This is a genomic window from Thermoproteus thermophilus (assembly GCF_055392855.1).
In genome coordinates, this window is record NZ_AP042466.1 from 589,912 (window position 1) to 614,489 (window position 24,578).

At 54.9% G+C, this 24,578-nt stretch carries 31 protein-coding genes; 18 read left to right on the plus strand and 13 right to left on the minus strand.

The features are described 5' to 3' along the window. Positions 1-156 precede the first annotated feature (156 nt). Positions 157-600 carry a hypothetical protein gene (locus tag ACZ5PA_RS03465; protein WP_464930890.1) on the plus strand — a complete coding sequence of 148 codons (444 nt, stop codon included), beginning with the start codon at positions 157-159 and terminating at the stop codon, positions 598-600. On the opposite strand, the gene ACZ5PA_RS03470 is transcribed toward ACZ5PA_RS03465, so the two are convergent. After that, a complete protein-coding gene (locus ACZ5PA_RS03470) occupies positions 568-1,167 on the minus strand; it encodes a metallophosphoesterase family protein (protein ID WP_464930891.1) in 600 nt (199 codons plus the stop codon). The two genes, ACZ5PA_RS03465 and ACZ5PA_RS03470, sit on opposite strands and share 33 nt — an antisense overlap. A gap of 63 nt (positions 1,168-1,230) precedes the next feature. Here ACZ5PA_RS03470 and ACZ5PA_RS03475 point away from each other — a divergent pair, with 63 nt between their 5' ends. Next, on the plus strand, positions 1,231-2,553 hold the full coding sequence (locus ACZ5PA_RS03475) for a cyclic 2,3-diphosphoglycerate synthase (RefSeq protein WP_464930892.1): 1,323 nt from the start codon (positions 1,231-1,233) through the stop codon (positions 2,551-2,553). On the opposite strand, the gene ACZ5PA_RS03480 is transcribed toward ACZ5PA_RS03475, so the two are convergent. Next, positions 2,540-3,214, minus strand: a complete 675-nt coding sequence (locus tag ACZ5PA_RS03480) for a B3/B4 domain-containing protein (protein WP_464930893.1) — start codon at positions 3,212-3,214, stop codon at positions 2,540-2,542. The genes ACZ5PA_RS03475 and ACZ5PA_RS03480 overlap by 14 nt on opposite strands. A 119-nt stretch (positions 3,215-3,333) precedes the next feature. Between ACZ5PA_RS03480 and ACZ5PA_RS03485 the strand changes: the two genes are divergently transcribed. Both ACZ5PA_RS03485 and ACZ5PA_RS03490 read left to right on the plus strand, forming a co-directional pair. After that, complete coding sequence (locus ACZ5PA_RS03485; protein WP_464930894.1) at positions 3,334-3,651, plus strand: hypothetical protein; 318 nt, start codon at positions 3,334-3,336, stop codon at positions 3,649-3,651. Further along, a complete protein-coding gene (locus ACZ5PA_RS03490) occupies positions 3,642-4,007 on the plus strand; it encodes a hypothetical protein (RefSeq protein WP_464930895.1) in 366 nt (121 codons plus the stop codon). Before ACZ5PA_RS03485 ends, ACZ5PA_RS03490 begins: the two co-directional genes overlap by 10 nt. 11 nt (positions 4,008-4,018) lie before the next feature. On the opposite strand, the gene ahcY is transcribed toward ACZ5PA_RS03490, so the two are convergent. Continuing rightward, complete coding sequence (ahcY, locus tag ACZ5PA_RS03495) at positions 4,019-5,332, minus strand: adenosylhomocysteinase (protein ID WP_464930896.1); 1,314 nt, start codon at positions 5,330-5,332, stop codon at positions 4,019-4,021. 145 nt (positions 5,333-5,477) lie between these two features. Here ahcY and ACZ5PA_RS03500 point away from each other — a divergent pair, with 145 nt between their 5' ends. Beyond that, positions 5,478-5,912, plus strand: a complete 435-nt coding sequence (locus tag ACZ5PA_RS03500) for a 50S ribosomal protein L14 (RefSeq protein ID WP_464930897.1) — start codon at positions 5,478-5,480, stop codon at positions 5,910-5,912. A gap of 14 nt (positions 5,913-5,926) precedes the next feature. Here ACZ5PA_RS03500 and ACZ5PA_RS03505 read toward each other — a convergent pair whose 3' ends face one another. Further along, positions 5,927-6,727 (minus strand): DUF362 domain-containing protein, encoded by an 801-nt coding sequence (locus tag ACZ5PA_RS03505; RefSeq protein WP_464930898.1) that lies wholly within the window; start codon positions 6,725-6,727, stop codon positions 5,927-5,929. Positions 6,728-6,766: 39 nt separating this feature from the next. Further along, complete coding sequence (gene truD, locus ACZ5PA_RS03510) at positions 6,767-8,002, minus strand: tRNA pseudouridine(13) synthase TruD (RefSeq protein ID WP_464930899.1); 1,236 nt, start codon at positions 8,000-8,002, stop codon at positions 6,767-6,769. A gap of 43 nt (positions 8,003-8,045) precedes the next feature. Here truD and ACZ5PA_RS03515 point away from each other — a divergent pair, with 43 nt between their 5' ends. The 5 genes from ACZ5PA_RS03515 to ACZ5PA_RS03535 all read left to right on the plus strand — a co-directional run bounded on the left by ACZ5PA_RS03515 (position 8,046) and on the right by ACZ5PA_RS03535 (position 12,069). Next, positions 8,046-8,876, plus strand: a complete 831-nt coding sequence (locus ACZ5PA_RS03515) for a TIM barrel protein (RefSeq protein ID WP_464930900.1) — start codon at positions 8,046-8,048, stop codon at positions 8,874-8,876. Continuing rightward, positions 8,873-10,747 (plus strand): ribosome rescue protein RqcH, encoded by a 1,875-nt coding sequence (gene rqcH / locus ACZ5PA_RS03520; protein ID WP_464930901.1) that lies wholly within the window; start codon positions 8,873-8,875, stop codon positions 10,745-10,747. The genes ACZ5PA_RS03515 and rqcH overlap by 4 nt, the downstream gene beginning before the upstream one ends. Beyond that, entirely contained in the window at positions 10,744-11,223 is a 480-nt protein-coding gene (locus tag ACZ5PA_RS03525) for a Mut7-C RNAse domain-containing protein (protein WP_464930902.1), read from the plus strand. Before rqcH ends, ACZ5PA_RS03525 begins: the two co-directional genes overlap by 4 nt. Positions 11,224-11,329: 106 nt before the next feature. Further along, complete coding sequence (locus tag ACZ5PA_RS03530; RefSeq protein ID WP_464930903.1) at positions 11,330-11,830, plus strand: nicotinamide-nucleotide adenylyltransferase; 501 nt, start codon at positions 11,330-11,332, stop codon at positions 11,828-11,830. A 53-nt stretch (positions 11,831-11,883) separates the two neighbouring features. Then, entirely contained in the window at positions 11,884-12,069 is a 186-nt protein-coding gene (locus ACZ5PA_RS03535; protein ID WP_464931270.1) for a DNA-directed RNA polymerase subunit P, read from the plus strand. Here ACZ5PA_RS03535 and ACZ5PA_RS03540 read toward each other — a convergent pair. Beyond that, complete coding sequence (locus ACZ5PA_RS03540; RefSeq protein WP_464931271.1) at positions 12,047-12,835, minus strand: arginase family protein; 789 nt, start codon at positions 12,833-12,835, stop codon at positions 12,047-12,049. The genes ACZ5PA_RS03535 and ACZ5PA_RS03540 overlap by 23 nt on opposite strands. Positions 12,836-12,921: 86 nt before the next feature. On the opposite strand from ACZ5PA_RS03540, the gene glyS reads away from it, so the two are divergent. Genes glyS through endA form a run of 3 tightly spaced genes read left to right on the plus strand, consistent with a single transcriptional unit; the run spans position 12,922 to position 15,585 of the window. Next, positions 12,922-14,688 (plus strand): glycine--tRNA ligase, encoded by a 1,767-nt coding sequence (gene glyS, locus ACZ5PA_RS03545; protein ID WP_464930904.1) that lies wholly within the window; start codon positions 12,922-12,924, stop codon positions 14,686-14,688. A 22-nt stretch (positions 14,689-14,710) separates the two neighbouring features. After that, complete coding sequence (locus ACZ5PA_RS03550; RefSeq protein WP_464930905.1) at positions 14,711-15,040, plus strand: hypothetical protein; 330 nt, start codon at positions 14,711-14,713, stop codon at positions 15,038-15,040. Next, a complete protein-coding gene (gene endA / locus ACZ5PA_RS03555) occupies positions 15,037-15,585 on the plus strand; it encodes a tRNA-intron lyase (RefSeq protein WP_464930906.1) in 549 nt (182 codons plus the stop codon). Before ACZ5PA_RS03550 ends, endA begins: the two co-directional genes overlap by 4 nt. Here endA and ACZ5PA_RS03560 read toward each other — a convergent pair. Together ACZ5PA_RS03560 and ACZ5PA_RS03565 are read right to left on the minus strand one after the other, a co-directional pair. Beyond that, positions 15,582-15,965: an Hsp20/alpha crystallin family protein gene (locus ACZ5PA_RS03560; RefSeq protein ID WP_464930907.1), complete on the minus strand. Its 384-nt coding sequence runs from the start codon at positions 15,963-15,965 to the stop codon at positions 15,582-15,584. The genes endA and ACZ5PA_RS03560 overlap by 4 nt on opposite strands. A gap of 70 nt (positions 15,966-16,035) precedes the next feature. Continuing rightward, positions 16,036-16,275 carry a hypothetical protein gene (locus tag ACZ5PA_RS03565; protein ID WP_464930908.1) on the minus strand — a complete coding sequence of 80 codons (240 nt, stop codon included), beginning with the start codon at positions 16,273-16,275 and terminating at the stop codon, positions 16,036-16,038. A gap of 69 nt (positions 16,276-16,344) precedes the next feature. On the opposite strand from ACZ5PA_RS03565, the gene ACZ5PA_RS03570 reads away from it, so the two are divergent. Genes ACZ5PA_RS03570 through ACZ5PA_RS03585 form a run of 4 tightly spaced genes read left to right on the plus strand, consistent with a single transcriptional unit; the run spans position 16,345 to position 19,345 of the window. Then, on the plus strand, positions 16,345-17,616 hold the full coding sequence (locus ACZ5PA_RS03570) for a UbiD family decarboxylase (protein ID WP_464930909.1): 1,272 nt from the start codon (positions 16,345-16,347) through the stop codon (positions 17,614-17,616). Further along, complete coding sequence (locus ACZ5PA_RS03575; protein ID WP_464930910.1) at positions 17,613-18,725, plus strand: aconitase X; 1,113 nt, start codon at positions 17,613-17,615, stop codon at positions 18,723-18,725. The genes ACZ5PA_RS03570 and ACZ5PA_RS03575 overlap by 4 nt, the downstream gene beginning before the upstream one ends. Continuing rightward, complete coding sequence (locus ACZ5PA_RS03580; RefSeq protein WP_464930911.1) at positions 18,712-19,065, plus strand: aconitase X swivel domain-containing protein; 354 nt, start codon at positions 18,712-18,714, stop codon at positions 19,063-19,065. The genes ACZ5PA_RS03575 and ACZ5PA_RS03580 overlap by 14 nt, the downstream gene beginning before the upstream one ends. Then, entirely contained in the window at positions 19,052-19,345 is a 294-nt protein-coding gene (locus tag ACZ5PA_RS03585) for a hypothetical protein (RefSeq protein WP_464930912.1), read from the plus strand. Before ACZ5PA_RS03580 ends, ACZ5PA_RS03585 begins: the two co-directional genes overlap by 14 nt. On the opposite strand, the gene ACZ5PA_RS03590 is transcribed toward ACZ5PA_RS03585, so the two are convergent. Together ACZ5PA_RS03590 and ACZ5PA_RS03595 are read right to left on the minus strand one after the other, a co-directional pair. Continuing rightward, positions 19,307-20,056, minus strand: a complete 750-nt coding sequence (locus ACZ5PA_RS03590; protein ID WP_464930913.1) for an N-glycosylase/DNA lyase — start codon at positions 20,054-20,056, stop codon at positions 19,307-19,309. The genes ACZ5PA_RS03585 and ACZ5PA_RS03590 overlap by 39 nt on opposite strands. Then, positions 20,010-21,059, minus strand: coding sequence for a DNA primase large subunit PriL (locus ACZ5PA_RS03595; RefSeq protein WP_464930914.1), 1,050 nt, complete (start codon positions 21,057-21,059; stop codon positions 20,010-20,012). Before ACZ5PA_RS03595 ends, ACZ5PA_RS03590 begins: the two co-directional genes overlap by 47 nt. A 141-nt stretch (positions 21,060-21,200) precedes the next feature. Here ACZ5PA_RS03595 and ACZ5PA_RS03600 point away from each other — a divergent pair, with 141 nt between their 5' ends. Further along, a complete protein-coding gene (locus tag ACZ5PA_RS03600) occupies positions 21,201-22,499 on the plus strand; it encodes a Clp1/GlmU family protein (protein ID WP_464930915.1) in 1,299 nt (432 codons plus the stop codon). Positions 22,500-22,515: 16 nt separating this feature from the next. Here the strand turns inward: ACZ5PA_RS03600 and ACZ5PA_RS03605 are convergent, their stop codons facing one another. The 3 genes from ACZ5PA_RS03605 to rimI form a co-directional block, all read right to left on the minus strand. Then, positions 22,516-23,334, minus strand: coding sequence for a metallophosphoesterase (locus tag ACZ5PA_RS03605; protein WP_464930916.1), 819 nt, complete (start codon positions 23,332-23,334; stop codon positions 22,516-22,518). A gap of 23 nt (positions 23,335-23,357) precedes the next feature. Continuing rightward, a complete protein-coding gene (locus tag ACZ5PA_RS03610) occupies positions 23,358-23,726 on the minus strand; it encodes an ATPase (RefSeq protein ID WP_464930917.1) in 369 nt (122 codons plus the stop codon). Between the two features lie 348 nt (positions 23,727-24,074). Further along, positions 24,075-24,536 (minus strand): ribosomal protein S18-alanine N-acetyltransferase, encoded by a 462-nt coding sequence (gene rimI, locus ACZ5PA_RS03615; protein ID WP_464930918.1) that lies wholly within the window; start codon positions 24,534-24,536, stop codon positions 24,075-24,077. Positions 24,537-24,578: the final 42 nt, after the last annotated feature.

Consider the following 24,578-nt stretch of genomic DNA (forward strand, 5'->3'; position numbering starts at 1 on the left):
GATCCTCATATATAACTTCTAGTATTTAAAATGTTTGCAGTACAGTTGAATGAAACTTTTACGCCATCCTGTATCTCAGGCATCAGAATTCGTTCCCCTCGTCACCTCTCCGGCAAGACCAATTTCATCACTTTCATAAACCCTATCTAAACCTTCGTGGACATCGAGTACGGGCTTTTAGACATAGTCGTGAGGAACGGGGCTAAATACGTGACCTTGATCCCCCCTCCGCCGAGCGAGGCCGAGAGGTGGCTAGGCCTCGCCTTGGCGATAGCCAAGTGGGGATATGCGGTTCAAGTGCTTAATTTGCCCACTTGTAGAGCCGCCACCTTAGCCAAGGCCTTGGCCAGGGCTAGGGGAGCGCCCGTTTATTTAAAGTACTCCTACGCGTTGGCCTACGCGGGGCATGGCGTCGTGCTGGATCCCGAAGAGCCGAGCGCCGAAAACATAAGAAAAGAGGCCCAAGCGAATAGGAGATACGTCCTCGACTGGAGGCGTTGCTTGGCCCTCGAGCGCAAGGAAGGGCGCGCGGATAAGCTGGGCCCGCTCCCCGAGGCTTTAGACTCACTAAGGGCTTGGCTCGCAGAAAGGCTTGGCTGAGGGCATCTCGTAGACCATCCCTCTGATCCTCCTGACTCCGTACACCTTCCAAGCTCCAGGGTTCAACAACCGCTCGCGCGTATCCAGATACGGCACATGGCTGTGGCCATATATGAGCCACGTATCGCTAGGCAGCCCCAGCTTCCTCCTGGCCAGCCTCCCCACGGCGCCCGGCTTAAGCCTATCTAGGAGGTATGCCAAAAAGCCGTCGCCGATAGCCACATCGCCGTGGGCTATTACGATCTTCTCCCCCCTGTACGTGAAGCTTATAGGGCAGTTGCACGCGAGGACCTCGACGCCTTCCACGACTTCTGCGAAATGGCCTAACAAGGGGTCATGTGACGAGGAGCTCAAAGAGGCTATCAGGAGCTTGGGCCTAGCGCCTAATACCTTTAACAACCTCTTAAAGAGGCTTGCCGCCTCCTCTTTGCCCACGCGTCTGTGCTCGTCGTCGAATAGATCGCCGGCTATGGCCAACACGTCGGCCTCCACGCCTGCGAGACATCTCCTGAGCTCGTCTATGCGGGATCTCGGAGAGCCTATGTGTATATCCGACAACACCAACACTCAAGCGCGTCGTTCGCCGTTTATAACATTGGAATCTATATAAACTCTTGTAGTCTATATAATATGCGAAGAGTTGCGATAATAGGGGCGGCCGGCAGGGACTTCCACGTGTTCAACACATTCTTCAGAAACAACGAGGAGTACAGAGTAGTGGCCTTCCTAATGACTCAAATACCCATACCCAACCGACGATATCCGCCGGAGCTCGCCGGCGATCTCTACCCGGACGGGATCCCTATATACGCTTGGAAGGACTACGGCGAGTTGTCTGAGCTCATAAGGAAGTTACGCGTCGACGAGGTGGTGTTGGCCTACAGCGATCTGCTCTACGAAGACGTGGGGCACATAATCTCCTCGGCCTTGAGCGCCGGGGCCTCCTTCCGCGTGATGGGGCCCAACGACACGTACCTCAACTCCATAAGGCCCGTCTTGGCGGTCTTGGCCACCAGGACGGGGGCCGGCAAATCGACGGTCAGCAGAGCTCTCGTCAGAGAGCTATCTGCCAGAGGGCTTAAAGTGGCCGTCGTGAGGCATCCCATGCCTTACAGGGATCTGGCCGCCAGCGCTGTTGAGGTGTATACGAGCAAGGAGGATTTGGCCAAGATAACCTTTGAGGAAAGAGAGGAGTACGAGCAGTACGTCGATATGGGGGTGCCCGTATTGGCCGGCGTGGATTACGGAAAGGTCTTAAGGAGGGCCGAAGAGCTCGGCGATGTGGTGTTATGGGATGGAGGCAACAACGACTTCCCGTTCTTCAGGCCAGACTTCACGATTGTAGTGACCGACGCGAGGAGGCCCGGCCACGAGGTGGGGTCCTTCCCGGGCGAGGTCAACTTGAGGATAGCCGACGTCGTGATAATAACTAAGGTCAGCGATGCCGAGCCCGACAAGGTGAAGGCGGTCGAGAGCAACGTGAGGCGTAACAACCCCAAGGCCCTTGTGGCTAAGGCCGATCTAGAAGTGGTAATCGACAAGCCCGAGTCCGTGAAGGGCAAAAGAGCTCTCGTGATAGAGGACGCGCCGACGGTCACCCACGGAGGCCTTCCCTACGGGGCGGGCTACATCGCGGCGCGTAAATACGGCGCACAAGTCGTCGATCCCAGGCCGTATGCGGTGGGGGCTATAAAAGAGCTCTACGCCAGATATAGCCACATAGGGCCCGTGTTGCCCAGTCTGGGATACACCGACGAGCAGAAGAGGGACTTAGAGAGGACCATAGCCGAGGCCGATGTGGACGTGGTGATCGTGGGCACGCCCGCGAGGATAGAGGAGGCCATAAGGATAACGAAGCCAGTAGCGAGAGTCAAGTGGGAGTTGAAGATAATAGAAGGCCCCTCCATTAAGGAGATCGTCGATATGTTCTTAGAGAGAGTTAGGCGAGCTTGACCTCGCCCGATCTCCCCCCTAGTATTTTATCGTAGGCAGAAGATATGAACTCAGCGCATTCCACCAAGATTTCGTCGTTTAGGCCCCTCAGACCGGCCACCACTATCAACACGTTCTTCGTCCCCTCGTCGACTTTAGTGAGCTCGCTGTCCCTATAGGGGTATACGTGGATTATAGTGTCGCCCTTGGCCAAGACTATCTGTCCGTTGACCGCGAACGGCCTCCCCCCTATGGGCTGGAAGAGCTCTCCCTTGGACCACCTCAGCTCGAGCACGCCGCCGCCTATCTTGTCCACGTCGTAGAGCCCCACGGGGACTAGGTACTTCATCGAGGCCGCATTGCCGATATCCACGGCCGGGTTTATCCTCGGCAAGTCCTCCCCTCTGAGGACTCTGCGCAATAAAGCCTCTTGGGCTGGGCGTTGTTTAGTGGGATCTATACCCATCCTCCAGTAGAAGTCCCTGTATATCCTTATGATGGGGTTCTCTTTCAACTCCTCAAGTTTGTATTTGCGACGGACCTCCTCCTCGACCGATCTGATGAGCTCGTCCACCTCTTTGGGCCTATCCTTGTTGTTTATCCCAGTAACTACTCGGTACGCTATTCTGACGCCCATGTCTGAGACTAAGTTCTTGATCTCCACGAGTTCGATTTCGGCCATATTTTTATCAGTGCGGCGATAGCCGGCCACCGAGGCCTCTCGACGTATTCATCACTTTTCGTCAACCCCGCTCCAATTCTTTAAACATTCCGCTTATATTAGAGCCCCTCCGAGGATCCGTGGAGGCGAAGCTCAGGATCGCGGCTCGGCTGAACAAACTCGCGGAGTTGTCGCCAATAGAGAGGATCAAGGCAATAGCCTTGATATATTTAGAGTCCGGTTTGGACGCCGCTAAGGAGGCCGCGAGGCTCGCCAACGTGCCCGTGGCTAGGGCGGAGCACAGGAGCAGATACGCGCTCGTCGATGACGTAGAGCTGGCCGATGATCAAATAGAGGAAGCGGAGGAGGTCTTCGAGCCGGTCGACGAGAGGGCGGAGGTTGTGGAGGAGGAATACGTCGGAAGGTCCATCCTCGCTAAGGCTGCTCCATGGAGCTAGAGCTGATAATAGCCAAGTACGGCAAATGGCTCGGCGGCATAGACGTCGAGAGGGTGATGAGCTTGCTCCACGACGAGGGGGGTCGAGCCGTGGAGAGGATCCTCGGCGTAAGGGTCGATGACGACAAGCTCGAGGAGCTAGAGTGCCGCAAGGCTAGATCCTTGTTGGAACTCTACAAGGCGGAGCTGGGCAAGCTCAGAGGCCTCTACGCGGAGTTGCGCTCCGGCGGCGTGTCGCCCTCGGATCTCGTCGTTCTCAGAGCGAGGATCAGAGAGGTGAGGCGCCTCAGCGCTTTTTACAAGGAGATCTTAAGGAGGTGTTCGCAGCAGGTCAGTCTCGTCAACGATCAGCTCTGAGGTCCGCTCATTTAGGTCCCTAATTCCCAGCTGGATATATATCTTCTCTGCTCCTCGGTCAGCTCGTCTATCCTCACGCCCATGGCGATGAGCTTCAACCTAGCCACCTCCTCGTCTAGTTGATCCGGCAGTTTGTACACGCCCACTGCCAGCTTGTTCTTGACCAAGTACTCGACGGCGAGTGCTTGGTTGGCGAACGACATGTCCATGACCTCCGATGGGTGGCCCTCAGCCGCTACTAGGTTGACGAGCCTCCCCTCTCCTATTAAGTAGACGCGTTTGCCGTTGGGCAACTCGTACTCGTCCAAATACGGCCTTATCCTCCTCTTGGTCTTGGCGATCCTCTCGAGGCCCTCAACGTCTATCTCCACGTTGAAGTGCCCCGCGTTGGCTAAGATGGCCCCGTCCTTCATCTTGAGGATATGGCCGAGGTTCACCACGCGTACATCGCCGGTCGCCGTGATGAATATATCGCCTATTTCGGCCGCCTCCGACATGGGCATGACCTCAAAGCCGTCGAAGACCGCCTCGAGGGCCCTTATGGGGTTAACCTCAGTAACTATCACCCTCCTGGCGCCCAAGCCCTTGGCCCTAGCCGCTATGCCTCTACCGACCCAGCCGTAGCCGGCCACGACCACCACCTTGCCCGCTATGAGCGCGTTGGTGGCCCTCATTATGCCGTCCCAGGTGGACTGCCCCGTGCCGTAGCGGTTGTCGAAGAGGTACTTCGTGTAGGACTCGTTGACGGCTATTATGGGATATAGGAGCTTGCCCTCCTTGTGGAGGGCCCTCAGCCTAATCACGCCAGTTGTGGTCTCCTCGGTGCCGCCTCTAAGGCCCGATATAAGCCTCCCCCCTTCGATGGAGCCCGCCGTCTCGTAAACGTACTCCACGGTCTGGTCCTTTACGCCGTGTCCTATCTTGTGTATAGTCGCCGTCAAGTCAGCCCCGTCGTCGAGGGTGATCGTGGGGTTGAAGGACAAGGCGAAGCCTATCGCGTTGTAGTATTCCCGTTCGCTCATGCCGCGCCACGCGTAGACGTGGATCCCTTCTTGGGCCAACGCGGCAGCTACCTCGTCTTGAGTCGAGAGGGGATTCGAGGGTATGAGGACGACTTGCGCCCCGCCCGCCGCGAGGGTCCGCACCAAGACGCCCGTCTCCTTCGTCACGTGTAGACATGCCGCGACAACTTGGCCCGACAAGGGCCTCTCCTTCTCGAACCTCCTCCTTATCTCCATCAACACCGGCATGTTCCTCTCAGCCCAATAGAGTTGTTCCTCGCCTCGGCTCGCCAAAGAAAGGTCCTTGACGCGCGATTCGGGCATGGCGCAAGGAGCGCCGCTATATTAAAGCCTTATCGCGTTGGGGATCTCAGCCCGTCCGTCGTATATCATCGCTCATACACCAACGCGTCGCATCACCGCGATCACTGACCCATAAAGATTAAAAGTTTCACAGTTCGAGGCTTTCATGGCGAAGCGCGGCGGCAAAAGGCAGGTAGGAGTGAGCTACCGCTTCCACGTCACGCCGGGCGTCTTCCTCAACAGCATAGTCCCAGTAGCCGACAATTCGGGAGCTAAGCTGGTGAGGGTCATAGGCGTCGTTGGCCACATCTCCAAGGGGACTCATAGGAGGGTCAAAGGCGCCGGGGTTGGCGACATGGTGGTGGTCGTGGTCAAGGAGGGCAAGCCTGAGCTGAGGAAACAAATCTTCAGAGCCGTGGTGATAAGACAACGTAGGCCCTTTAGAAGGCCTGACGGGACGTGGGTCGCCTTCGAGGACAACGCCGTGGTCTTGTTGACGCCAGAGGGCGACCCCAAGGGGACAGAGATCAGAGGGCCCGTCGCCATGGAGGCGGCGCTTAGATGGCCTAGTATAGCTAACCTGGCTTCTATAGTTGTGTAGTCCGCGGGCCGGCGCTAGATCTGGCGCTTCCACGATAGTTGAATTCCCACGTTCGACGAGAGCTTTATCTTGGTCCTGTTCTCCGCGAGCATTTTAGGGATCTCCAAGGACGGCTCCTTGCCGTCGAAATAGAAATAGAGGTACCCCAAATCGAACGGCGGCACGCCAAGGCCCCAGGCCGTCGCGTAATCGACCTCGCCGCAGTTGTCGCCGAAGATCGTGAGCCCCCAGTACCTCTGGAAGCCCTTGACGGGGCCATCCCCCTCGACTACGAACTTGCCGTCTATTAAGCAGACTACGTTCCTCTCCATCTTGTATATGTCCGCTATATGCTTATAGAGCGGCCTAAACCCTTCGTAGAGGTTCTGGGAGTCCTTGGGGTCGACGACGTTTAACGCGGCCGTGGGCATAGTCAAGTACACGATCACTTGGGAGTGACTCACCGGCATGGCCAGAGCTATCTTCATGAGGGAATCGTCGAGGGCTTGTTGGAGCACTTTAACCTGCACTCTTCGCCCCGTCGGCGATTGTAGTTCTATCTTCTCCTTGGCATTTCCTTGAACTTGTATTATTTTGGCCTTATACTTAGCCGCAAGTTTTTCTAGACCCAATATTTTGACAGCTTTTTCAAAATAGCTCTTAGGCATAGAGAAGGTTATCGTAACATCTCGCCCTTGGAGCTTCTCCAAAACCGCCTCGATGATCTCCGGGCGCGGGTTAGAGGGGGCTGGGATGTAGCTGTGGACTGCTAACAACAACAAGGCGTCCTTCCTGTTTATCTCGGGCACGGCGTCAGGCCCCGACACTACTATCACGATAGTGAGGAACCTCTCGGAATATATCTCTTGCTGGGGCTAGAACCCGTGGAGATGGGGCCTCTCGGGCTTTATTATCTCTCTGAGCACTATCGTGGCGTAGCTGCCCCTCGGCATCCTGAAGGAGAGCCTCGCCGTCCTGGCGCCCAGCTCCTTGGACTCCCATATAGGCGAGATGAAGATACGCCTATAGGAGCCCGAGGCTCCTATCTTGGCCAACGCGAAGTCCTTTAACTCTAAGCCCTCCTCTCTGAGGACCCTCACGAGATATCGCCTTGCGCGGCTCTCGGGCACTATTAGGCCGGCGCCGGGCACCGGCAAGACTGGCGCCTCGTCCTTGGCATGCGTTGCAGGGACCGGATAGCCGTTCACGAGCACTAGGTCATCATCGGCGATTCCTAGAGGGCCCTCCTCGAGCCTAAGGCTCAACATCTTGTTGAACAAATAGGATTGATACGCCTCGACGTATATCTTGAGGACGTCGCGCGGTATGGCCATAATCGCGTTCCACCGGTCTCGCCCCGAGGCCAAGGCCTTCAAGAGGCTCCTCTCCTCGACCATGGACTTGGGCATTTTGGACAGGGCCTTGGGATAATCGCCTCTACAAGCCAGCTCCCTCGCCTCCTTGGCCGCGGGGGACTCGGCGTCGAATATCTCGCAGAACATCGCCTTCAAGAACTCCTCGGCGTCCCTCTTCACGAGCGCCTTGCCCAACAGATGAGAGACGGGCCTAATTGTGCCGAATCTCTGATAGCCGTAATAGTTTGGCAGAGGCGTCTCCGCTAGAGCCCGTAGCGCTTCGGCGGCACAATCCGCGTCTATATCCCTTATAACTACGGTGAACTTATTCCCCTCTATCCTAGACGGCGATATCGGCGAGTCCATACGCCAAGCTCCCTTGAAGTCGACTCCTTGTATCTTCGGCAAATCCTCTACGTTTACCCCTAGGAGCGAGATTATCTGGGACGTCACGGCCCTCGCGTCTTTTATACCCCCTATGCCTATATCGGATCTCCTCAGCCCTAACGACCTCCTGAGCGTTTCTATCAATTTCAACGTGTCCAAGTCGCGTTTCACCACGTGGACCCATAGCCAAGGCCCAGGCCTCTGCTGTATCCCGCCGAAGCCCGACGTCGAGACCACTGCGCCTCCCTCCAGCACCTCCTCTACGACAAAGTCCTCGGGCCTTTCCTTAATACGGCCGCCGCATGGCGGCGTGTCCGTCACGTACCACTCCAGGCCGAGCGATTCGTCAAAGGCCGGCGCCCTCCTCACGGCCAAGCCTTAACCACATTTTTAAAATAGACATCAACCCCACGTGGCTAGAGTTTGGCTGGGGCCCGCGGGGATACCTAAATACGTCAAAAAGGCCAAGGACACGCTCGACGGCGTTAGGGCCGTCAAGGAGCTGGGCCTCAACGCCATGGAGGTCGAGTTCGTCCAAGGCGTGAGGATGGGGCCCGACATTGCGGAAAAGGTCGGCGCCGTCGCGAAGGACCTCGGCGTTAAGCTGTCCGTCCATGCCCCGTATTTCATAAACTTGTGCTCGGACGAGAAGGCCGATGCTTCCATGAAGAGGTTGTGGGACTCCGTGGATAGGGCCCATAGGATGGGGGCTTGGATCGTGGTGGTCCACGCAGCGTATTACGGCAAGCTGGGGCCCGATAGGTGCTACGACGCCGTCAAGACAAGGCTAGGGGAGTTGATCGACAAGATGTCGAAGGAGGGCATCGACGACGTGGTCGTAGGCGTGGAGATAACTGCCAGGAACAACCAATTCGGTAGCGTCGAGGAGGCGTTCGCGCTCGCCAAGGAGCTGAGGAGGGTTAGGCCTGTCGTGGATTGGGGACATCTATTCGCCAGGAACAACGGAGTTATAGATTACGGGAGCGTGCTCGACCTCTGGCGCACGGCCTTCGGCGATGAGCACATGCACACGCACTTCACGTCGGTTAAGTACAGGAACGGAAAGTACGTAGACGAGCACGAACCCATATCCATGAACATGCCGCCGTTTGAGCCCCTGGCCGAGGAGTTGGCCAAAAGGGATATGTCGATAACTCTGATCTGCGAATCACCCCTCTTGGATCAAGACGCTCTTCTGATGAGGGAGATACTTGAAAAACACGGCGTAAGGCTCGTCCAGTGAAGACCTCGCTCACCGTCGTCGACATACTGGCCTCGGCCAGGGAGATAAAGAGCTTAGTAGGGAGGCGAGTCGAGAACATATACACGACACCCTCTGGGTATTTGTTCAAGTTCTCGGGAGGTCAATACTTAGTAATCAACGACGTCAGAGCGTCCTTGACGGGCATAGTCGGCGAGCGCGACTATCGAGGGGCCGAGACCTTAAGGGGCCTTATAAGAGACGAGAGGCTTATCGACGTAGTCGTGCCCAGGTTCGACAAGTTGTTAGTGTTGAAGTTCGGCGAAGTGGAACTCATCGCTGAGCTCCTGAAGCCCTTCAACCTCATAGCCGTGAGGGGTGGCGAAGTAGTGTGGCTAGATCACTACTACAAGGGCAAAGATAGAGAACTGAAAGTTGGCGCGCCGTACGTGTCCCCTCCGATGCCCTACGTGGATCCGCTCGGCCGGAGGGACGCGGCCTTGGACGTCCTGAAGAGGGCGTCGGACGTTAAGAGGGCTCTGTCGAGGGAGCTGGGACTGGGGCCCGAAGTCGCCGAGGAGGTACTGGCCAGAGCCTCGAGCAGCTCAGCCGAGGATCTCCTGAAGGCCCTAGACGCACTAGTGGAGGAGGTGACAAGGGGCGAGCTCAAGCCAACCGTCTACCTCTCCGGCGGACAACCCATCTCAGTCACGCCGATCAAGTACTTGTCCATAAAAACCGACGGGGAGGAGGCGTACGACGCCTTCTGGAAAGCCCTTGACAGGTACTTCAGGGACTTGGAGATCAGGAGGGCAGTGGAGCAGAAGACGGCCGAGTTGAGGGCCAAGAGGGCAAGGCTCGAGCAGTCCATAAATAAACTGAGGGAGGAGATCGCCGAGTACAAGAAAAGGAGCGAGGGGCTGTACGCCTTAGCGAGGACTCTGCTTTCGATCAAGTACGAGCTGGAGGAGGTCCTACAAGCCCTTTCGAGCGATAAAGAAGTGAAGACAAGTATACGTATAGTAAACGTAAACAAGTCCAATAAGGAAGTCGTCATGGAGTATTCCGGATTGAGGTTCTCCTTGAGGCTCAACCGCCCAGTGGGTAAACAAATAGAGGCGTTGTTCGAGGAGGCAAAGGAATATGCCAGAAAGGCGGATAGGGCCGAGGAGGTCCTCAAGAAGCTCGAAGAGGAGTTAGCAGATCTGGAGAACAAGAGGATTGAAGTCGAGAGGATGGCGGCGGAGCAAGCTAGGAGGACCGTCGAGCGGGCTTGGTTCGAGAAGTACAGGTGGTTCTTGGCCTTAGGCGAGGTGCCCGCGTTGGGCGGCAGAGACGCGTCCCAGAATGAGTCGCTGGTTAGGCGCTACTTGAGGGACGAGTACTTGTTCTTCCACGCAGACGTGCCGGGCGCCTCCGCCGTGGTGGCCAAGCCCACCGACGACGAAATGGCGTTGCTCGAAATAGCGCGATTCGCCGCCTCGTACAGCAAGGCGTGGAAGGCCGGCATACACGCCGTTGACGTCTTCTACGTGCCGGGGAGGCAAGTCAGCAAGCAGCCCCCCTCCGGGGAATACTTGGCCAAGGGCAGCTTCATGATATACGGTTCTAAGAACTACGTAAGAAACGTCAGGTTAGAGCTAGCGGTAGGGGTCAGAGACGACGGCGGCGTGAGGCGCGTGGTGGCTGCGCCGACTAAGTCCATACAGCATCTAGCCGAGAAGTACGTAGTGTTAACGCCTGGATCGCTGGAGAAGAGCAGACTGGCCAAGGAGCTGGCCAGGAGGTGGAGGGCCGAGCAGCTCGTGGACGAGATAATAGCGGCGCTTCCGGGCCCATCTAACGTCCACGAATGGGGCTCGGGCTCTCCTTTACCTTGGGACGAGGTCAAGGCGAAGTTCTCGACGTGGTGAGCTGCCTCTACAAGGGAGGACCTCCGCCCAATTGCGTGGCCGTCGACGCCATGTTGGGCTGGTTGGCGCGTTGGTTGAGGATAATAGGCGTCGATGCGAGATACAGCCTAGCGTCGGACGAGGAGCTGGCGTCCACTAGGTGTCTATTGGTGACTAGGGATAAAGAGCTATTCAAGAGACGTAAAGGGCCAGCTGTGTTGTTGTTGACGGACGACCACGTGGAGTGGATATCGGCCTTACTGAGAATATTAGAAGTAGAGCCTTTCAAGGAGACGCGATGTCCTAAATGCAACGCGAGGCTCGTCGAAGCGCCTTGTCCCGAAGTCGAGAGCATAATGGGACACCCAGTACGCTCGAGCAAGTGTTGGCGATGTCCTAGTTGCGGATCGGCGTATTGGGAAGGATCGCATTGGCGCGGCATCAGGAAAGTCGTGGACGAGGCGTTGAGAAGACGTGTGGTTTGCGCGGAGGCCTAAGGAATTATACCCCCTTATTTTAATCCGACGTGATGAAGTAGCTCGCGGCCTATCCGTGACGAAGAGGCATACTGCCTGATTTAAAAACTGCCTGAAACTCGATCACGTGAGGGCCGCGTTCATAGGCAGATTTCAGCCTCTGCATTTGGGCCACGTCAAGGTGCTCGAGTGGCTCTCCGAGCGTTACGACGACGTGTTGGTGATCATAGGCTCAGCCGACAAGGGCGTGACTAGGGACAACCCCTTCACTTTGGGGGAGAGGATTGAGATGTTCTTGCGCACGTTCGGCAAACGCTTCACCTTGTGCGGCGTGCCCGACACGAACGGGGGGTCGAGCTTGTGGGGCGCCTACGTGAAGCACTGGTGCCCTCGTTTTGAGATAGCGTACTCGAATAACGGCTACGTGAGGGCCGCGTTGAGATATGCGGGTGTGCCGACGATGGAACATCCGTTCTTCGACAGGGAGATCTTGTCTGGCCGGCGGATTAGGCAGATGATAGCCTCTGGCGACGAGGGCTGGCGCGAGCTAGTCCCGCGGGCTGTGTCAGAGGTAATAGACGAGGTGGACGGCGTCGAGAGGATAAGAGAGCTATACGTTGAGAGGTAGTTTTATAAAGGCCGGCCGTATCGGCGCCTATGAGCGAGGAGGGCGGCGAGGAGATGACGTTGGGCGAGCCGACGACTGAGGCGTCCGGCGAACGCAAGATATACATGTGTATGAGATGTGGTCGTACTTTTTCGAGAAGCGAGATGGAGATATTACCGGGAATAAGATGTCCTTATTGTAACTACAAGATAATCCTCAAGGTCAGATCGCCGATGGTCAAGAGGATCCCCGCGATCTGAGCTTACGCAATATTCCGACAGCGGTTAACATAAGCCTCACGGCCTTGACGGCTCCTATGTCCGAGGGATCATAGGGAGGAGAATACTCCATTAAGTCCACAGCGGCCGGCTTAACGCTTAGCAATACGTCTATGTAAATCCCCTCTAGATCCCTAAAGCTCAACCCGCCGGCCTCCGGAGTCCCGACGGCCGGGAATTCCGAGGGGTCCATCACGTCTAAATCTAAGGAGACGTAGGTCGTGCCGCTGGCCGTGGACAAGGCGTCGAGGATCTGTCCCCTGGATATTTCCCTATTTCCGTCCACGACGTAGAAGCCCCTCGATTTGGCGTACTTGAGCTCCTCGTCGTCGAAGGCCCTTACTGCTATATATATTACATAAATATCGAGCTCTTCGACGGCGTTTCTGACAAACGTAGCATGGGACAACTTCTGGCCCGGCGGCCATTCGCCCCTTGTGTCCATGTGGGCATCTATGTGGATATACGTCCTAGGCCTCAAGGCCCTAAGGGCGGCCAAAGTAGCTGTGTGCTCGCCGCCTATCATCACCCAAGGCGGTCCAACGCGCCTTAAAAGGCCCTCTATACGCCTCAAGTTCTCAACCGGCTCGCCCCTCAATAGATCTGCGTCGCCCGCGTCGCATGGGCTGTAGACGTTGCCGAAAGCCGTGTTATATTCCAAATAGGGCAATACTTGTCTTATCTTAGCTGGCGCGAACCTAGTGCCCGGCTTAAAGCTGAGGGTGTCCTCCATGGGCGCCCCCACCATTTTCACCTCGTCCTCCCTACACACAGCGATCACGACGCGGCGTCAACGCGGCCTTAAATTAATTAATAACGCGTTCTCGGCCCCCCATGCAGAGGAGCGAGCTGGTGGCTGACGTGGCTATCAGGAGGGGTTTCTACTGGCCTTCCTTCGAGATATATGGAGGCGTCGGGGGGTTCTACGATTACGGCCCTCTCGGCGTCCTCACCCGCCGTAATATAATCGAGAAGTGGCGCAAGACGTTCGTCTTGCCCTATCAAGACATCATAATAGAGGTCGAGACACCTATAATTATGCCCGAAGTGGTCTTTAAGGCGTCGGGCCACCTCGACCACTTCACGGATTACGTGGTCGCGTGCCAGAAATGCGGAAGGAGGTTCCGCACCGACCACTTAATAGAGGAGGCCCTCTCCCCGAAGGGCATAAGGCTGAGCTTAGAGGGCCTCTCCGGGGAACAACTAGACGAGATAATCGCCAAGTACGGAATAAGGTGCCCTGCGTGCGGAGGCCCCCTCGGCAAGTCCGAGAAATTCAATCTGTTGTTCAAGACGACCATTGGACCTTACGCCAACGAATACGGCTATCTCAGGCCGGAGACCGCGCAAGGCATGTTCGTGGCGTTCCCCAGGCTGGCCGACTACATGGGCAGAAAGGTGCCGTTCGGCGTGGCGCAGATAGGCAGAGTGGGGAGGAACGAGATCTCGCCCAGACAAGGCTTGATAAGGCTCAGGGAGTTCTCCCAGATGGAGATAGAGCTGTTCTTCGACCCGCAGAACCCCAAATGCCCCTACTTCTCGGAGGTGGAGAACCTCGAGGTGCCCATAGTGCCCGAGGACCTAGTGGCCAAGGGCCAGACAGACCCGTTGTACTTAACGGCGAGGGAGGTCGTGGAAAGGGGATACGCCAACGAGTGGATGGCCTTCTTCATGGCACTCGCGGCTAAGTTCATGAAGGAGTTGGGAGTCCCTCTGGAGAGGCAGAAGTTCCTCGGCAAGCTCCCCCACGAGAGAGCCCACTACTCGGCCAAGTCGTACGACCAGATGGTCTTGACGGAGAGGTTCGGCTGGGTCGAAGTATCGGGCCACGCATACAGGACCGATTACGATCTCTCCAGACACGGGGAATACAGCGGTCACGAGATGTATCTGGAGAGGAGGCTTAAGGAGGCCAAGGAGGTCGAGGAGGTCAGGGTGTATCCGAACCCCGGCGCGATCAGGGAAAAATACGGCGATAAGATCGGCGATGTCGTCAAGGCAATACAGAGGAACTCACAAGTTGTCGCGGAGGCGTTTTCCAAGGGCGTTGGAAGAGTCGAGGTCGACGGCTTCGAGATAACCCGCGAGATGGTCTTCATAAAACGCGAGGTCAGAAAGACTGACGTCGAGAAGTTCATACCGCACGTGGTGGAGCCCTCGTTCGGCCTGGACAGAATACTGTACGTAGTCCTCGAGAGCTCAGCGGTGATCGACGGCGATAGGAGGTACTTGAAATTGCCGCCCGACGTGGCGCCCATTACGGCGTGCGTCCTCCCAATTGTGAAACGTAGCGAATACGTGGAAATAGGCATGGACTTGGCGAGAAGGCTCTGGCGAGCCGCCATCACGGCCGTATACGACGACGAGGGGACCATAGGTAGCAGATACGCTCGATGCGACGAGATCGGGACGCCCATAGCGGTGACCATAGACGAGAAAACGCCTATCGACGGGACGGTGACCGTGAGGGATAGGGATTCGCGGAAGCAGGTGAGGATCGAGGCGGCTAAGGTCGTGGATTTCGCGAGGGAGGTGAGGACGGGGAGGCCGTTCGACGAAATCTCGGCCGAGCTCGGCGGCGTTCCTTTCAGAAACCCTTAAATTAACACGAGTCAGTGACGACATGGGCGAGGTGGAGAGGGGCCGTAAAGTCTTAGTGCCCCCGTTCTTGAAACCACAAAAGGAGGAGAAGAAATCCGGCAGAGGGGAAAGAAGACTTCGCATAAAGGGCGTCGAAGACGTCGAGAAGGACACTGTGAAGATCAACAAATCAATCGCCGAGGAGCTCGGATCGGAGGAGGCCGAGGTGGCCGAGAGCGAGAAGAGGAGGACGTTCAGAGTGGTCCCGGACGAGAAGGTCCCCCAAAACGAGATCTGGGCGAATCCCGAGGACTTAAGGTCCATGGGGATAGCGGAGGGCACGGTGGTCACCGTCAGAAGAAAAGCTAAATGAAGGGCGTTCTAAGAGGGCTGGCCGTATTAGTCCAGGACGTAGAGGAGGCGCGGAGGCTCTACAAGAGCGGCTTCTACGGCAAGTTCTTGCTCAAGGACAAGGTCAAACTAGAGGAGGTGGACAAAATAGAATCGCCTCTGGTGCTCTCCTTATACGAGGCGCTTTACTTAGTCGAAAAGGGCGTGTTAGAGGTGTACGACGAATCGCGGAAGCTCGACGCGGAGGATCTCAAAAAAATAGGTACTGAGAACCTTAAAAATTTCAATGAAATATATTCTATATATAAGTATTTTAGAGAACTGGGATATATCGTTAAATCCGGCTTGAAATTTGGCGCCTTGTTCTCGGTCTACGAGAAGGGGCCCGGCATAGACCACGCGCCGATGGTGGTCGTGTTCTTGGAGCCCGACAGGGGCATAAGCGCTATAGATATAGCGAGAGGGGGCAGGTTGTCCCACTCTGTGAAAAAGACGTTCACCTTAGCCACTGTGCTAAAACCGAGCAACGAAGTCGTCCTAATAGGGTTTAGGTGGGCCAAGCTCTAATCTATCTTGAGCTCGGCCGTGCCGACTTCTCCGGCCTTGGCGGCCGATATTTGGAGCACGCCGTCTTTGTATATCGCCCTGGCTGTGTCCACCCTCAACCTGAAGGGCAACTCTATGCGCCTTTGTATCGGGAAGTTGGAGGCCCTCTCCCTCAACACGGCGCGGCCGGGCATGTCGGCATTGGGCAAAGCAGTTATCTCCACGGCGTGCTCGAAGAGCTTCACCTTTATCGAGTCCTTTCTAAAGCCCGGTAGATCCACCAATATGAGCAAATTCTCGCCTTGCTCGTAGATGTCCACGTCGGGCTCGCGCTCTATCTTGCCCGCGTTGGCGGCGTAGAGCTCCTTCAAGCCCTCTTCGATCTTCTTTATAGGCTCCATGAATCCTTAAGCTGAACATACTAAATCACCACTTTTAGCGGTTTTGAGATATTGGAAAACTATACCTGTATTATTTCTTCCTTTGCGGCTTCACCTCGCCCACTATTTGTCCGTACATGTTTATCGGGAATTGATAGCCGCATTTGGGACACGCTATGCTGAACCCCATGTTGTACCAACTCTCCCCTATATCGACCTCGAACGTGTGGCCGCACTTAGGGCATTTGGCCTTCACCTTTAGAGTCCGCTCAGGCACGCCTCCCGCATACTCCCAATCCTCTGGGAAGTTCCACTCCTCTCCCTCCGACATGCCCCTCCTTTAAGGATCACTATTAAAGGTTATCGGACGACGGCTTTTAATAAGTGAGTCTTACAACCAGTGTCCCTAGCTGATTACGTTGGAGGCCTAGCGGACCTCAAACGCTACGACCCGCCCTATGAAGGCTTCAGGATAGCGCGGATACTCAAGGAGACTGAGGGAAGACATACGCCGTACTTCGCACAAGTAGGGCCTGGCATAGACGGCGTCGGCAACTTGCTCGATGATAGGCCAAAGCTCTTGGCCCTATTGGGGGCCAAGAGCGATGAGGAAGCCTACAGGGCGCTTCTGGGCGCCGAGGAGAACCCCGGCAAGCTAGAGCCCGTCGGCTCCTGGACCGACGACTATAGGCCTCTGGGCTCGCTCCGCGAGTTGCCCTTAATTAAATATTACGAGAAGGAGGCCGCGCCTTATATAACGTCGGCCGTGATCGCGGCGAGGTCGCCGGAGGGGGTATACAACGCGTCCATACACAGGTTCACTCCGATAGGCGATAGGAAGGCCGTCATAAGGGTAGTGCCCCGCCACCTCTACAGTATATACAATAAGTGGCGGGAACTGGGCAGATGCACGCCGGTGTCGATAGCGTGGGGCGTCCACCCCGCGGTGTTGCTCGCCGCTGCGTCCTCTCCGCCTTACGGGGTCTTCGAGCTGGAGGTGGCGGCGAGGCTCATGGGCGGTTTGAAGGTCGTGGAGTTGGAGAACGGAGTCCCCGCGCCCTATCTCGCCTCAGTTATCATGGAGGGGTGTATAACGGACCAACTGGCAGAGGAGGGGCCCTACGTCGACGTCGTGGGGACGTACGATTTGGTCAGGAAGCAACCTGTGGTCGAGATAAGCCGCATATACGTCTTGAGGAATAGCCCAGTAGTCCACTACCTGCTTCCAGCTGGTCGGGAGCACCAGCTGTTGATGGGGTTCGAAAGGGAGGCCAAAATATGGCGCGCGGTCTCGTCCGTGGTGCCCAAGGTGGTCAAGGTGAGGCTGACGGCCGGCGGTTTCGGTTGGCTACACGCGGTCATATCGATAAGGAAAAACGTCGAGGGGGATGCCAAGAACGCCGCGCTTGCCGCGTTCGCCGCACATCCCAGCCTGAAGCACGTGGTGGTGGTCGACGACGATATAGACCCCGACGACCCGCGCGACGTGGAGTGGGCTATAGCCACTAGATTCAGGGCGGATAGGGGGCTCTTCGTGATACCCTACGCCCGCGGCTCTACCTTAGACCCGATGGCGCTTAACGAGGAGGGGCTCACGTATAAAGTCGGCGTTGACGCCACAAGGCCTTTGGACAGAGACCCCCGTATGTTCGAGAAGGCTAAGATACCATGATAGACGCCGTCGAGGCGGTCCGCAAGATCGCCGACGCCGTATCCGGCGGCGAGGTGGTCGAGGTGGAGACGGCCCACATATCGGGCGTGTCCTATCTCACGTTGGGGGAATACGGCGTGAGGTTCATAGAATCGCTGGCGTCGTCAGGCGCTAGGGTCAAGGTCTTCACGACGTCAAACCCAGCAGGCGTGGATATATCCTCGGTGTTGGAGGTCCCGCGCGAGTTCGCGGCGGGGCAACGTAGAGTCATAGACGCGTTCGTGAGGATGGGCATTTCGCCCATATCCACCTGCGCCCCGTACGAGTTCTTGAGGGTCAGGCCCGGCACCATGCACGCATGGGCTGAGTCCAACGCGATAACCTACATAAACACCTTCAGAGATGCTTGGTCCGACAAAAACCCCGGCCCTTTGGCCCTACTATCAGCCATAGCGGGCTTCGCGCCTAGGACCGAGATGTACACGCTCGAGGGCAGGAGGCCCACGGCGTTGGTGTCGGTCAAGATCAAGGCCGATCCTCTTAAGGCCGGCTTGTTGGGCGCTCTTGTTGGCGAGACTCTGGGCTCCGGCATTCCGTTCTTCTCAGGGTTGGAGTTGCCCGAGGAGGAGGCCAAGAGGGAGTTCGCAGCGGCACTCTCTACGTATTCCTCTATCGTGGCCGCAGTCGTGGAGGGGATTACGCCTAACTGGAAACGTTACTTAGCCATGGCCGAGTTCAAGGACAAGCTCGTCGTAGCTGAGGGCGACCTCTCTCGCTATCTAAAAGATATGGATAATCCTGATATAATATATATAGGTTGTCCTCATATAGATATAGATTCATTATTAAGAATAGCGAAAATTGTATTGGAAAGAGGACCAGCTAGAAGGCCCGTATATATATCGACATCGCCGGGCGTCTACGGCCTCCTCAAGGAGTTAGTAGATAGGTTGAGGGAGTATAACGTTTATGTATTCGCCGGCTCGTGCCTAGTGGTGTCCCCGCATACTAGGAAGTATAGGGTAATAGCCACGGACTCGATGAAGTCGGTGTACTATATACCGAGACTGCACGGAGTGAAGGCTATTCCCTGCGAGACCATGAAGTGTATAGACTATGCCTACGCTTAGACCGGTGGTAGGCGGAACTGGGCGCGTGCGCGCCGACGTAGTGAGGCTAGGCCCTATTTCCTTTCTCGGCGATTTAAACCCGGAGACAGGGGAGATCTCCGGCGTCAAGGTATCCGGCAAGATACTCGCTGTGCCCTACGTGAGAGGCTCGACGGTCGGCCCTTATGTCCTCTGGCATGCGGCCATTAAGGGCAATGCGCCCGCGGCCGTGGTGTCCAAGTCGGTGGATCTCATGTTAATAACCGCCGCGGTGCTTGCCGGCGTGCCGTTGTTCCAAGGCGAAGTTGTCGAGGATTGTATCGAGTTAGATCTATCCTCGGGCTACTATGAGCGTTGCTGATAGGAGGAGGCTCTTGTCCGAAATAGCGTTGTACGTGCTCGAAGAGCTGGCGGCCAGAGGCGGTAGGTCTAAGGCGAAATACCTTCGCTCATATAGAGCGCTACAGTTCTGGGCTGGGGAAGAGACGGCGCGGGATTTATTAAAACGCTTGGCAGACGCCGGGTATGTAAAAATAGATAAAGACGTAGTGATCCTTGTCAAGGACGTGCCGGCTAGAAGGAGCTTGAAGGAGATAGAAAAACTATCTTTGGCCGCCGCAAAATCTCTTCACAAGCTCTAGGAACTCCTCGGGGACCTCATAGGCCCTATCGCCGTACAACACAACTCGCCCGGCCAGCCAGAGCAACGTATCTATATGGAGAGGGGGTATGCCGCTGATTCGAGACACCTCATCCCAGACTCTTTGTACCTCCTTGTGTCTCCTCAAAGCCTCCTCAGGAGATAAATCCACTAGCTTCAAGCAAGACGTGAGCTTGGCCACTCTGTAGTCCACAGGTATGGGTATTTCGCTCGGAAGTGCTCTGTCGACACCTCTACAACAAACATAAACATAATTTAACATTTTAATAGTAAAAACAATAGTCTTTGCATCATAATTAGTATTTAGTATAATTATTAAGTGTTTCCACGTCTTGAGTAGATTATCTAGATCGGGCTCGTATCCGCACACGCTCAAAGCGCGTTTGACGCGGGCGCTCCTCCCCAACGCTAAGTATGGGCTGCTTTTTATATAATCGAGGAACTCCGCGCAGAGATCACCACGTCTTTTCCGAGAGAAGTACTTCGAGAAGTACTCCCAGTGTTCCTCGCCCTTGCCGCTCAATCTATAGCTGATCAAAGCGTTCATCATGACCAGCTTGGCAGCCTCCCTCTCCCCCCTGTTTTTACACACAGCGCATACTGATGAGTACTGCGGATCCCCCTTCTCTAACGCCAATATCCTCTCAAGCCCTATTCTCCTTAACAGCGACGCTATCTCTTCGACGTCCATACTGCAACGGGTTCTTGATACCGCATCCTAAATTAGTGGGGCAGAGCCCCCACGAGTTCATGGTCTCGCAGTTGGGGACGGAGTACTCCTTCCTACCGCCGACTTGTCCGGCTATGTGCATGACTTGATAACGCGTTATCTTCTCGTTGAAATCCGGGGACGATCTAAACAAATCAACTACGCGGTCTACATCCCATCCGCTCTTCAATAGATAAGTCGCTATGGCGAAGCGGGCCACGTGGGGTAGGTTCTCCCCTCGTTTAAGCGTTTCTATTATTGTAGCCATACAAGGCGGCATCTCGCCAGAAGCGCTAGGTCTAACCGTGACCGGTCTATAAGATCTCAGCCTCGCCAGAAGCGAGTTCACCCTCTCGACTTTGCCCAGAAGGCTCGCTATATACCCCACGTCGTCCCTGGACGCGAGCTTCAAGATCTTCTCCTCGTAGGCCTCCTCCAAAACCCTCTCCAATTCGTCTATTTTCAACAACACCCAGCCCTTTACCACTGGCCTATTTATCATGGACCAATCGGGATCTTGTGGGGCATATTTGACGTAATGTGTCCACTTGACGGCAACAGGATTAGTCACGGCCAACACAGAGCCCTTCACGACGTCTCTCGTTAAGACCACCTCCACGCCTAAATCGGAGGCTATCTCGGCTTTGCACTCATAGGATTGTATGCCCGGCGTACTCCTAAGCCTATACGTAAAGGCCTTGCTCTGCGCATCGGCGTACCTCCGCAACGCGTAGGCGTTAGAGGAGGCCGCCACTATGTAGAGGGCCAGCCTAGCGGCCGCGGCCTCTAGTTCTTGGTCCTCGACGCAGAGAGCCGGCTTATATCTGCTCAAGGATCTCTCGACTATCTGTATAGCCCTCTCGACTATCGCCTCAGACTGCAACGCGCTCTCGAGGGTGATGCCCCTAGCGTATAGGTAATCTCCCGACTTATCCAAGTAGGGGAAGAGACAAGCGAGCTCCTGCAACGTGGCGCGACAAGACACGGGTATAGACCTACGGCTAAATAAAAAACTGAGGTTCTACAACGTTGCGAGTAGAAACCGCGCAGGCCCGCTAAGGTTGCGACGTCTCGCGTCGCGGCGGAAGCCCCTCAAGGCTAAAAAGGCTGGTTTTGTGAACAGGACGTGAAGACTTATCTAATGGAGCCAGGGGAGATTTTCAGAGTCGAGGGCCCGGCAAGAATCGACGTAGTGGAGGGAGTGGTCTACGCCGTGGGCGCCCTCTACTCCAGCGGCCAGTACTTCACCGTGTTGAGGGCCAGGAAGCTGGCGTTTAAGGCCATTGAAAGGGCCAAGGTCAGCGTTATATTAGGGCCGAACGCTGTTCTGGAGAGAGCGAAGCCCGATGAGGAGGTCATTGACGAGTGGGAGGCCGCGGCCTCCGGCATGGACCTAAGGGGGATCACCGTCGTCGTGGGGGCTATAGACGTCGGCAAGTCCACCATGACAGCAGTCTTAGCCAACAAGGCGCTTTCGCGCGGCTTGAAGGTGGCCGTTATAGATGCCGATGTGGGGCAGAACGATATAGGGCCCCCCACGACCATATCGGCGGGTAGAGTGACTAGGCCCATAACGAGCTTGCGGCAAGTACAAGCGGAGAAGTCCGTGTTCATGCAGTCCACGAGCCTCGAGCGGATATGGCCCCGCGCCGTAGAGGCCATAAGGAAGCTCATAGCATATGCGAGAAGCGCCTGGTCCGCCGAATCTATCATAGTAAACACGGACGGCTGGGTCTCCGACGAGGAGGCGATCCGTTATAAGAGGGCGTTGTTGGCCGCGGTGGGGCCGAGCAACATATTGGCGATCAAAATCGCCAACGAGCTCGACGGAATATTAAACGGGCTTCCTCGCGTCGTCTCTACGAGGCCGCCGCCCGCCGTAGGCTCCAGAAGCAGAGAAGACAGGAAGATCCACCGCGAGATGAGCTATGCCCGCTATATCTTCCCTCTGAGGGAGATATCAGTCGATCTAGAGAAAATCCCCCTATGTAATATAGACTTGTTCAAAGGCGTAGACGTAAACAACGAAATCAAGTTCATGATATCGCGGAGCATCAACGCCAAGGTGTTCTACGCGAATCAAGTCGGCCGCACGCTCTACGTGATCACCGACCAATGGCTAGCGAGGAGGCTCAACGCCTTCAAGGTGCTCGGGTTGCCGGAGGGGTTCGAGAAAGGGCTTTTGGCAGGCATAGAGGACGGAGACGGCTTCTTGATAGGCCTCGGCGTGTTCAAGAAGATATACTACGATAGGAAGAAGGCTATTATATACACATCTTCAAGGACCGAGAAATCTTTACATAAAGCATCATGTATAAGAATAGGCTATATACGCTTGAACGAGAACTTCGAGGAGTCCGAGAGGGTATCGCACCTCCTCAAATACGATTTAAATATCCCCTCACAAGACGTTGCGATGAGGTGAGCGGGCAGCACCTGATCTATGACGACACCATCTCAAGCCGAACGTCGTCCTCGATTCGCCCCCTCTCCTTGAGGAATAAGTCCAACGTTCCCAGATACGTGAAGTCCGTCAGATAGACCTCGACTAGCTCGGGCTTCAGCTCCACGTACTTCAACAACGTCCTATCGCTTCCGGCGAGCTCGGGTAAATCCGATACGTCGAAGCCCGTTATTAGCGGATGGGATGCGGGCAACACGATTATTTTAATTTTATCATCTAGATCAATTGATGTATTATATATATTTTTTATTAATATACTTTTATTTTGTATTATTTTAAGTATAACATGCTCTTTAGCAACATAACCAATTTCATCGACAATCGATACGGCCGGATGGGTATGCCCCATCACGACGAACTCCGCCTTGATTAAGTCCTCAAGCCGCGGCTTCGCGTGGCCGTGTAATAACAATAGGGTCTTGGAGCCCTCGAGCAACACGCCCCTGCTGTCGGCCAAGTAGACGCCTTCTATTCCTTGCGATATCTCCTCGATTAGCCCATCGTGGTTGCCCGGTATTAAGATCACCCGCTCGAAGGACTTTGCGAGCTCTTTCAGGAACTGTCTGACCTCGGCCGCCGTCTCTCTGGGCACCGGCAACTCGTGTTTTATATCGCCGAGTATGGCCAAGGTGCTAGCGCCGACTTCTTCGCCCCACGACCTCAGATCGTTTAACAGCCTATCGGTCTGGCTCACGGCATATATTCCCCTGAGTCTGAGCTCAGCCTCGTACCCCACGTGAGTATCAGCCACTAACAGCACATTCTCGCCGTCGGCCTTCACAACGATCCCCTTCACGCCCTATCTCGCCGCTTCTCATATTAAACCTTCCTCGCGACGTCCACGGCGGCCTTTATCATGCGGACCACGGCAGGGCTTCTGATCTTAATAGGGTCGACGCCGCTAGCTCTATATATGCGCAACGACTCGTCGAAAGGAACTACATATACACTACCTAATTTCCTATATGAAAATAAATAATTTATTCTTGGTTTTTTTATTACCATATTAATAATAATCCCAAGTATTTGAGTTTTTGTTAATTTTAAATAGAACTTAGCAGAGGCCAATGTATGCGGATCCTCATCGGCCACGAACACTACGTTTTTGCAACGCAGGAAATACGAGAGCATATTGCGATCGTCGAGCCTAAATGCGGGGAAGTCCAAGACTGCCAACTCGTCCTCCACTACGTCGTCTGAGATCTTAAGGCTTGTTTTTATCTTATAAGGAATTTTTGATAAATTTACTATAGTTATATTATTATTAAATATATATTCTAGAACATGTGCTAATATAAAACTAAAAGTAGTCTTTCCAGTCCCTCCTCTAGAGCCAGAGACGACGCATATGTTCACAGAGTGATATGCGCTTAAAAGCTACGGTGCTTTTCAATGAAAGATAGGCGTGGACTTGTTAGAGAACCTATACTTGGCTGGTGATATTTCATTTGAAGAACTTGTAGATCTACTTTATAATAAAACTATATTTTCTAGATATATTAAAGTTTTATTAATATATTTTAAGAAGAAAATAAATTATTTATGACAAAACGCTTCGGCGAGTTTCCTATCAACGAGCTCCATCCTATATCCATCTTCTCCATCAGAATAGTAATTTTTGAGAACTTCTGTTATCTTAAAACCAGCCTTTTCATATAAACTTATAGCTTCTTTATTACTTATACGAACTTCTAAATATACTTTTTTTACGCTTCCCAGAAGGCTTAAGGCTGTGCACAACAAGGCCGATCCTATGCCCCTTCTCCTGGCCTCGCGCTTCACTGCTATGGAGATCACGTGGGCTGAGGCGTCCTCAATGCAAGTGATAATATACCCTAGCACCCTCCCGCCCTCCGTGTATATATATGATGTATTGTAACAAAACGAACAGAGGAATTTAAGTAAATCAATACTATATATATCTTCTTTTTTAAAAGAATCAAGCTCTACCTCATATATTTCATGAAGCCTCTGTAAATCGCAATGCTCCACTGGCATTGGTCCGCTCCAAACGGCCGTTTTTAGTTTTTATCTGTAGTT